At 44.2% G+C, this 7,374-nt stretch carries 5 protein-coding genes; 3 read left to right on the top strand and 2 right to left on the bottom strand.

Annotated elements, in window-relative coordinates:
• Nucleotides 1-184 precede the first annotated feature (184 nt).
• Nucleotides 185-2,305, bottom strand: a complete 2,121-nt coding sequence (gene fadJ / locus QTN94_RS10070; RefSeq protein WP_331427567.1) for a fatty acid oxidation complex subunit alpha FadJ — start codon at nucleotides 2,303-2,305, stop codon at nucleotides 185-187.
• Nucleotides 2,305-3,612, bottom strand: a complete 1,308-nt coding sequence (gene fadI / locus QTN94_RS10065) for an acetyl-CoA C-acyltransferase FadI (protein ID WP_331427566.1) — start codon at nucleotides 3,610-3,612, stop codon at nucleotides 2,305-2,307. Before fadI ends, fadJ begins: the two co-directional genes overlap by 1 nt.
• A gap of 598 nt (nucleotides 3,613-4,210) precedes the next feature.
• Here fadI and QTN94_RS10060 point away from each other — a divergent pair.
• The 3 genes from QTN94_RS10060 to QTN94_RS10050 all read left to right on the top strand — a co-directional run bounded on the left by QTN94_RS10060 (nucleotide 4,211) and on the right by QTN94_RS10050 (nucleotide 7,068).
• Nucleotides 4,211-4,786, top strand: a complete 576-nt coding sequence (locus QTN94_RS10060) for a sigma-70 family RNA polymerase sigma factor (protein ID WP_269377902.1) — start codon at nucleotides 4,211-4,213, stop codon at nucleotides 4,784-4,786.
• Nucleotides 4,779-5,507: a DUF3379 domain-containing protein gene (locus QTN94_RS10055; RefSeq protein WP_331427565.1), complete on the top strand. Its 729-nt coding sequence runs from the start codon at nucleotides 4,779-4,781 to the stop codon at nucleotides 5,505-5,507. The genes QTN94_RS10060 and QTN94_RS10055 overlap by 8 nt, the downstream gene beginning before the upstream one ends.
• Before the next feature lie 265 nt (nucleotides 5,508-5,772).
• Nucleotides 5,773-7,068 carry an outer membrane protein transport protein gene (locus QTN94_RS10050; protein ID WP_331427564.1) on the top strand — a complete coding sequence of 432 codons (1,296 nt, stop codon included), beginning with the start codon at nucleotides 5,773-5,775 and terminating at the stop codon, nucleotides 7,066-7,068.
• Nucleotides 7,069-7,374 lie beyond the last annotated feature (306 nt).

Genomic DNA, 7,374 nt, shown 5'->3' with positions numbered 1-7,374 from the left:
TTGATTGTATCTACTCATGTTATTTGTCCTCTTTGACTTCTGGAAAAATCAAAGACGCATTTAGCATGAGTAGTTTTACAGGCAAAGCCGAAACGGATGATAACCACCTACTGAAGTAGGTGGTTTAGGGCTGAAAATAAAAAAGGCGAACCTCTCGGTTCGCCTAGCGTAAATTTCTTGATAATCAGTAGAATGCTTGGTCAAGACCCGCTCGTGTGAGCAGCCCATCACACGGTGCAAAGCGATCGCCATATTTCTGTGCGTGTTCGTTCATGATTTCAACCAGCTTCTTAATGCCGATTTGATCCATGTAACGGAATGGACCACCTAAGAATGGAGGGAAACCAATGCCGAAGATCGCGCCGATGTCGCCATCTCTTGGACTACGGATGATGCCTTCATCAAGACAGCGCACCGCTTCATTGAGCATTGGTAACACGCAGCGTAGAGCCATCTCTCTTTCAGCCAGTTTGGATTCTGGCTTGAGTGCGAGCAATTTATACACCGATTTATCGACTTCTTTCTTCTTACCCTTATAGGTGTAGAAGCCTTTACCACTCTTACGCCCTTTACGGCCATCATTCAGTAGCTTGTCAAACACATCAGGCCCTTGGAAGCGCTCACCCAGCTCTTTGACCAATATAGGCATGATTTTAGCGCCAATATCGACACCAACTTCGTCAAGAAGTGTAATTGGGCCAACTGGGAAGCCGAAATTAAGCAGTGCTGTATCAAGCTGTTCAATAGGCTCACCAGCCATTAGAACTTGTGCAGCTTCGTTCATGTAAGGAGCGAGAATGCGGTTTACATAGAACCCTGCGCAGTCCTTAACAACGATCGGCGTTTTACCTTGCTTACGAGCGAACTCAACTACGCTAGAGATGGTTTCATCCGACGTCCCTTGATGAGGGATAACCTCTACCAAAGGCATCTTCTCTACTGGGCTAAAGTAGTGGAGACCAACAACATTTTCAGGTCGCGCCGCCTTCTGAGCAATTTGATGGATCGGCAATGAAGAAGTATTAGTGGCGAAAATGGTGCTATCTTTCGCGTTCTCTTCAACATCAGCAACCATCTGCTGCTTAAGTTGCAAATCTTCGAATACTGCTTCAATAACAATGTCAGTATGGTTGAATGTGGTGAAATCTGTACCACCAGACAACTGTAGCATCTTGTCCTGAAGCTGAGCTTTCGACAAAATCTTGCGTTTTCTCTGCTTTTCAAACAAGTTGTAGTTGTATTTTAGTGCGTTCAATACACCGTCGTTAGACACATCTTTAATACGTACCGGTACTTTTGCTTTGGCTACGCTTACGTGGCTAATACCAGCCCCCATTAAGCCACCACCCAGTACCGCCGCACGTTGTAGTTTTTTCGGTTCAGCGTCACTACCGTGCTCTTTTTTCATCTCTGTTGTGGCAAAGAATATTGAGCGCAGTGCTTTTGACTCTGGAGTCATAACCAGTTCACCAAAACGCTCAGCTTCTTTCTTCTGACCTTTCTCAAAGCCATTTTCTAGGCCAAAACGAATAACTTCTAGGATGGCGTCAGCAGCTGGGTAGTTGCCACGAGTCTTCGCGCGTGTTTTCTTTGCTGCCTGCTCAAAGATCACTTTACGGCCAAGACCCGTATTTGCCATCAACTTCTCTTTGGTTGACGCTTTACGTTTTGTCTTGCTTTTGCCTGTATGTTTCTCAACAAAGCTTTTTGCAACGTCTAACAGAACCGTCTTCGGCACAACGGCATCAGCGACACCTAGCTTCTTCGCCTTTTTCGCTCTTAACTGCTTACCCGTTAAGATCAAATCTAATGAAGGCAGCAAACCAATCAGGCGAGGTAAACGCTGAGTACCACCAGAACCTGGTAGCAAGCCAAGTTGTACTTCGGGTAGACCAAGGCGCGTTTTATCAGAATCGGTACAGACGCGATAATCACACGCCAACGCAAGTTCCAACCCCCCTCCCAAACACGGGCCATGAATCGCCGCCACTACCGGATAAGGTAGATCAACGAGCTGCTGAAACATTTGCTGACCTTTTTCAGCCAACGCTTGCGCCTCGGCCGCACTGGTGCACGCGTCCAACATGCGGACATCGGCACCCGCGATAAAGTTGTCTGGCTTGAGGGAGTGAACAATCAGACCTTTCAGTGACGACTGTTTTTCAGCCAACTGCGTGAATATTGACTCCATTTCTTCAGCAAACGCTGCTTGAAGTGTATTCATTTTTTCGCCCGGTACGTCGATAGCTAACCAAGCAATGCTTTGTTCATCAATTGATAAGTTAAATGCGGTTTGTTCACTCATTATTCTACCTCCAATACCATTGCCGCGCCCAAACCACCTGCAGCACAAGCGGTGTTAAGAGCAAGACCTCCACCACGACGTTGCAGTTCTCTCAAAGTTTGAGTAATCATACGTGCGCCTGTTGCAGCAAATGGGTGACCATAAGCAATTGAACCGCCAAGTACGTTGAACTTATCCATATCAATCTCACCGATTGCTTTAGATCGACCTAGCTTTTGTTGAGCAAATTTATCGCTGGCAAACATCTTCACATTGGATAGCGCTTGAGCTGCAAATGCTTCATGCATATCAATTAGGGTGAGATCAGAAAGCTGAATTCCTGCTCTATCGAGTGCCATTGGCGTCGCATAAGATGGCCCCATCAGCATGTCGCTTTCAACTCCAATTGCAGAGAAAGCATATGAGCGAATATAACCCATGATGTCTAAGCCAAGCTCCTTCGCTTTGCCTTCACGCATCAACATGATGGCGGCAGCACCGTCCGTTAGAGGGGTACTGTTCGCCGCTGTAACACTACCGTATTGGCGGTCAAAAGCGGGACGCAGCTTCGCGTAGCCTTCAATCGTAGAATCTTCACGGATATTGTTATCTTTCGCGATCCACTTTTTATAAGGTTCAGGGAAAGCGGTCATCACTTCACCGGCAATTTTTCCTTCATTCCAAGCTTGCGCAGCTAAGGTATGAGAGCGATGGGCAAGCTCATCCTGCGCCTGACGTGTAATACCATGAGATTTTGCCATTTGTTCGGCAGTCTGGCCCATAGACAAACCCGTCGAATATTCAGCAACGGCAGGCGGTACTGGCATCAAGTCTTTAAGAGAAAGTGTTTTTAGGATATTGAGCTTCTGGCTAAGCGTTTTGGTTTTGCTCAGAGCAAGTAGATTTGCAGCTAGCTTCTTAGACACACCAATTGGCAAGACAGATGAAGAGTCGGCACCACCAGCAATACCTACATCGATTGTGCCAGCCATAATGCTTTCGGCAACATTCACCGTAGACTGAAAGCTTGTCGCACATGCTCGAGTGACACTGTAAGCATCGGTATGGATGTGCATACCGGTACCCAATACAATTTCACGAGCGATATTGGGCGCTTCTGGCATTTGCACCACTTGGCCAAACACCACTTGCTCAATCAGCTTAGGATCGATTTCAGTGCGGGCCAGCATTTCGCTCACCACCATTTTGCCTAGGTCCACCGCTGGAACTTGGCTAAATTCTGTACTTTGACGTGCAAAAGGCGTTCGCAATCCTGCGACAATCGCCACGCGTTCTCCTGAGCGAGTTTTCACTTCCTGCTTGCCCATTGTTGCTCCTTAATAGATAGAGGTCTGACCAGAATCATTGTAACGAGATTGTTAATTCAATCAAACGCTCGTTTGAATAAACGTGACTCAAGCCAGATTCCACATTCACTGTGTTTAGATGAGACAATTAATACAGCATAGGTAGGTCGATAAGTCAGGGCCAAGTGAAATCAAAGCTAACAGCCATCTCTGACTAAGATTTTAGGCAAAAAAAACCACACAAAACTGTGTGGTTGGAATATATAAAAAGCAATTAACTTACGCCAATTGAAATAATCAGTTTCCTGATTAGGAGAAAGTAAAGTCAGCCTTCAAAAGGAAGTGTCATCTTGCTCAACTTATCGATGTAAACACCGACTAGATGACAGGTGTTACTATAACCGTTAGAGTTAGCTAGATTTTGAAGTAGATCAATTTTAGTTCGATTTCTATGTCGTTGGACTTATATATCTCCCAATATAGTTGTGAGGTCACGTCTAATCCGGCGATGAATAACACCAAACATGCGCAATTACGGTAAAAACGCAGTGGCCAGTAACCGCTCATTGGACATGATTGTGGCATGGATAAAACAAAAATAAGAAATCACATGGCAACAATGGAGGCACATGTGTCAATTATTCAATTTTTTGGAAAGAAAAAGTCCAAAGATCCGGTCAACTCGGATATGGACAAGCAAAGAAAATATGAAGCTCTTGTAAGAGCCTATCACCGTGACTTATATCGATACGCATATTGGCTGTGTAAAGATCCCACTATTTCTGAAGATTTGGTTCAGGAGACTTGCTTAAGAGCCTGGAAGTCACTCGATAGCTTACAAGATGAAAAAGCCGCTAAGTCTTGGCTCATTACGATTTTGAGACGAGAGAATGCGCGCCGCTTCGAACGTAAACAATTTGATCTGGTTGATATCGAAGATCATGGTAATGACGCCAAGACCTCTGATGATCCCCATCATCAAACTCAATGGGTTCAAGCACAAATAATGAAGCTTGAAGAAGAGTACCGCGAACCACTGTTTCTTCAAGTTGTTGGTGGATTTAGTGGCGAAGAAATCGGTGACATTCTTGGCCTTAATAAGAATACCGTTATGACACGCCTCTTTAGGGCACGCAATCAACTGAAAGAGTTATTAGATTCAGACAATACACAAAGGGGGCAGCAAAATGGATGAACTCGAATTCCGTCGACGCATTATGTCCGACCCTAAACAGCGAGATGAGTCAATTAATGCGGCTATCTCAGCAAGCGATCAAAACCGCCAATTTGCTGATGAGATTCTTGATCTTGATAAACGCATTGCAAAAGCAATGGCGGTTGAAGTTCCTGAAGATTTGGCTGATAGAATTTTGTTCAACCAAAGCTCTGCACTGGAAGACAAGATTGTTAGACCGAATTTCGCTCGCAAAGCGATGGCAATGGCCGCTTCAGTCGCCTTTGTTGCGGGCCTGCTCGTGGGACAACTAAACTGGGGTAATCTTATCATCACACCAGCGCAAGCTAGTCTGGCCAATACAGCGATTAAACACGTAATCGATGAAAAGCCGTTTGTCGCTAAGTTGGATGAACGCGTCGAGTCCTCACAGATCAACGCCAAGATGATACCTTTTGACCATCAACTGTCTGACACCTTCCCTTATCACGTTTATTACCTTAATCACTGTGGGTTCGGAAAATCAAACGCAGTGCACATGGTATTTCAAGGTGAAAAAGGCAAAGTCACGATGTTCTTAACAGGCATCGCATCAGATAAAGCAATCAACTTTGAAAAAGATGGTATGGCTGGGGTTGTCGAACCTATGGGAAAAAACAGTTTAATCCTTGTCGGTGAAGAGGGTGAAAACGTGGCTAAGATCGCTGAAAGTCTGTCAAATATCATCAAACCTCAAAATTAACAAACTGGCAACATTTTGTGACCTACATCATGGCTTGAGCAACGCGCTCAGGCCATTTTTTTAGCATAAAAGTAGAGCACTAACTCTAAAAAGGTGCATTTGTCAGTATTTTCCTGCCAGATAGCCATCATTTACACAATTTTATTGCCAAAGTACCTAATGGTCGGATTTCTATATCATATACTTGGGTCTAGTATCAGCCACCACTGAGCTTTTGCTCAAATAATATCGTCCACTAGAGACGAACCAAAAAGGAAAAGCAAAAATGAACAAGACGCGTCTGTTTAAAAAATCACTTTTAGCAGTGACTATCACAACCGCAACTCTAGCTTCGCAACACGCTCTCGCTGCAGGCTTCCAACTTAACGCTCAATCAGCAACAGGTATTGGCCGTGCATTTGCTGGTGATGCAGCAATTGCTGATAATGCTGCTGTTATGGCTCGTAACCCAGCTGCAATGGCTCTATTTGATAAAATGGAACTATCGCTAGGTTTCGAAAGCATTACTTCAATGATTGAAGTTAAAGATGTAAGCTACTGCGGTACTACTTGTCAGTTTGTACCTTCTCTTGCTCAAAACGCGAATTACGACGATGCAGGTGACACCTCTATTGCACCGAATATTCATCTAATCGTACCAGTAAATGAACAGTTTGCTTGGGGTGTGAATGCCTACACCAATTTTGGTACCAAAACTGAGTTTGACACTAACTACGTTGCCTCTGAGTTTGGCGGCCTTACTGATGTTAAAAGCTTTAACCTAGGTCTTGCTGGTTCATACCGCTTAGACGAACAATGGAGCTTCGGTATTGGTTTAGACCTGATCTACGGTGAAGGTACTATGAAACGTACTGCTAGCTCTAGCGTGGCAACTATCGGCGGTATGGATTTAGTAAATGTCGACAAAGCAGATGGTTGGGCTGTAGGTTTCAACGTTGGTGCTGTATACGAGCTTGATGAAAACAATCGTTTCGGTCTAGCTTACCACTACAGCCCTGAGTTCAAAGCACAAGATGATCGTGGTCAAGAAATTAACTTACCTTTACCTGACATTGCTGAATTCTCTGGTTACCACAAGATCGAAGATACAAAGTTTGCTGTGCATTACAGCATTCAATACATTGGCTGGAAAGACTTCGACCAAATCGAATTCCGCAACCTACAAGGTTCTCCTTTAGGCTCAAGCTATGATAAGCCTTACCAATGGCAAGATGGTTGGCACTACGCTATTGGTGGTACTTATTACCTAAACAACGATTGGACTCTACGCACAGGTTATATGTATGACACGAGCGCTCAAGATAGCCTAACGTCAATCTCTGTACCTGATTCAGATCGTCAATGGTTATCGGCGGGTTTCACTTACCACATTGACTCATCGTCCAATGTAGACTTTGGTTTCACTTACCTGATGGGTGATGACGTAAACGTAACTGAAGGCACACCTAACCCTACTTACGATCCAACAAACCCTACGAGCCCACAATATTTATCTACTCTAACTGCAACAACACATGCAGACGCAATATTGTTGGGTCTACAATACAGCCGCAGCTTCTAATTTAAGCTAACGCACTAATACCAAGGGTCAGTAATTACTGGCCCTTTTTATTGCGTTAAATTCCCCTTCCAGCAATACTTTATCAATTAACCACGCCGATTTAAGCTTACACCTGTATCCGAAAAACGTTTGTCTACAACACATGTGTTCGCTGAGTTTTAGAAACACACTCTTAACATCCAGCATTTTCATCTACCTACGCATTATAGTTAGCATTTAACTCTAAAATCCATCTGTACATTGTTTTTAATTTTTAAAGTAATAACTCTAACCCTATGATCGCTCGACTGATATCAAATCAACTCA

Source organism: Vibrio sp. M250220, from assembly GCF_036533795.1.
Classification (GTDB): Bacteria; Pseudomonadota; Gammaproteobacteria; order Enterobacterales; family Vibrionaceae; genus Vibrio.
Note: the sequence above shows the minus strand (reverse complement) of the source record. Positions and strands in the feature narration are given on the sequence as shown.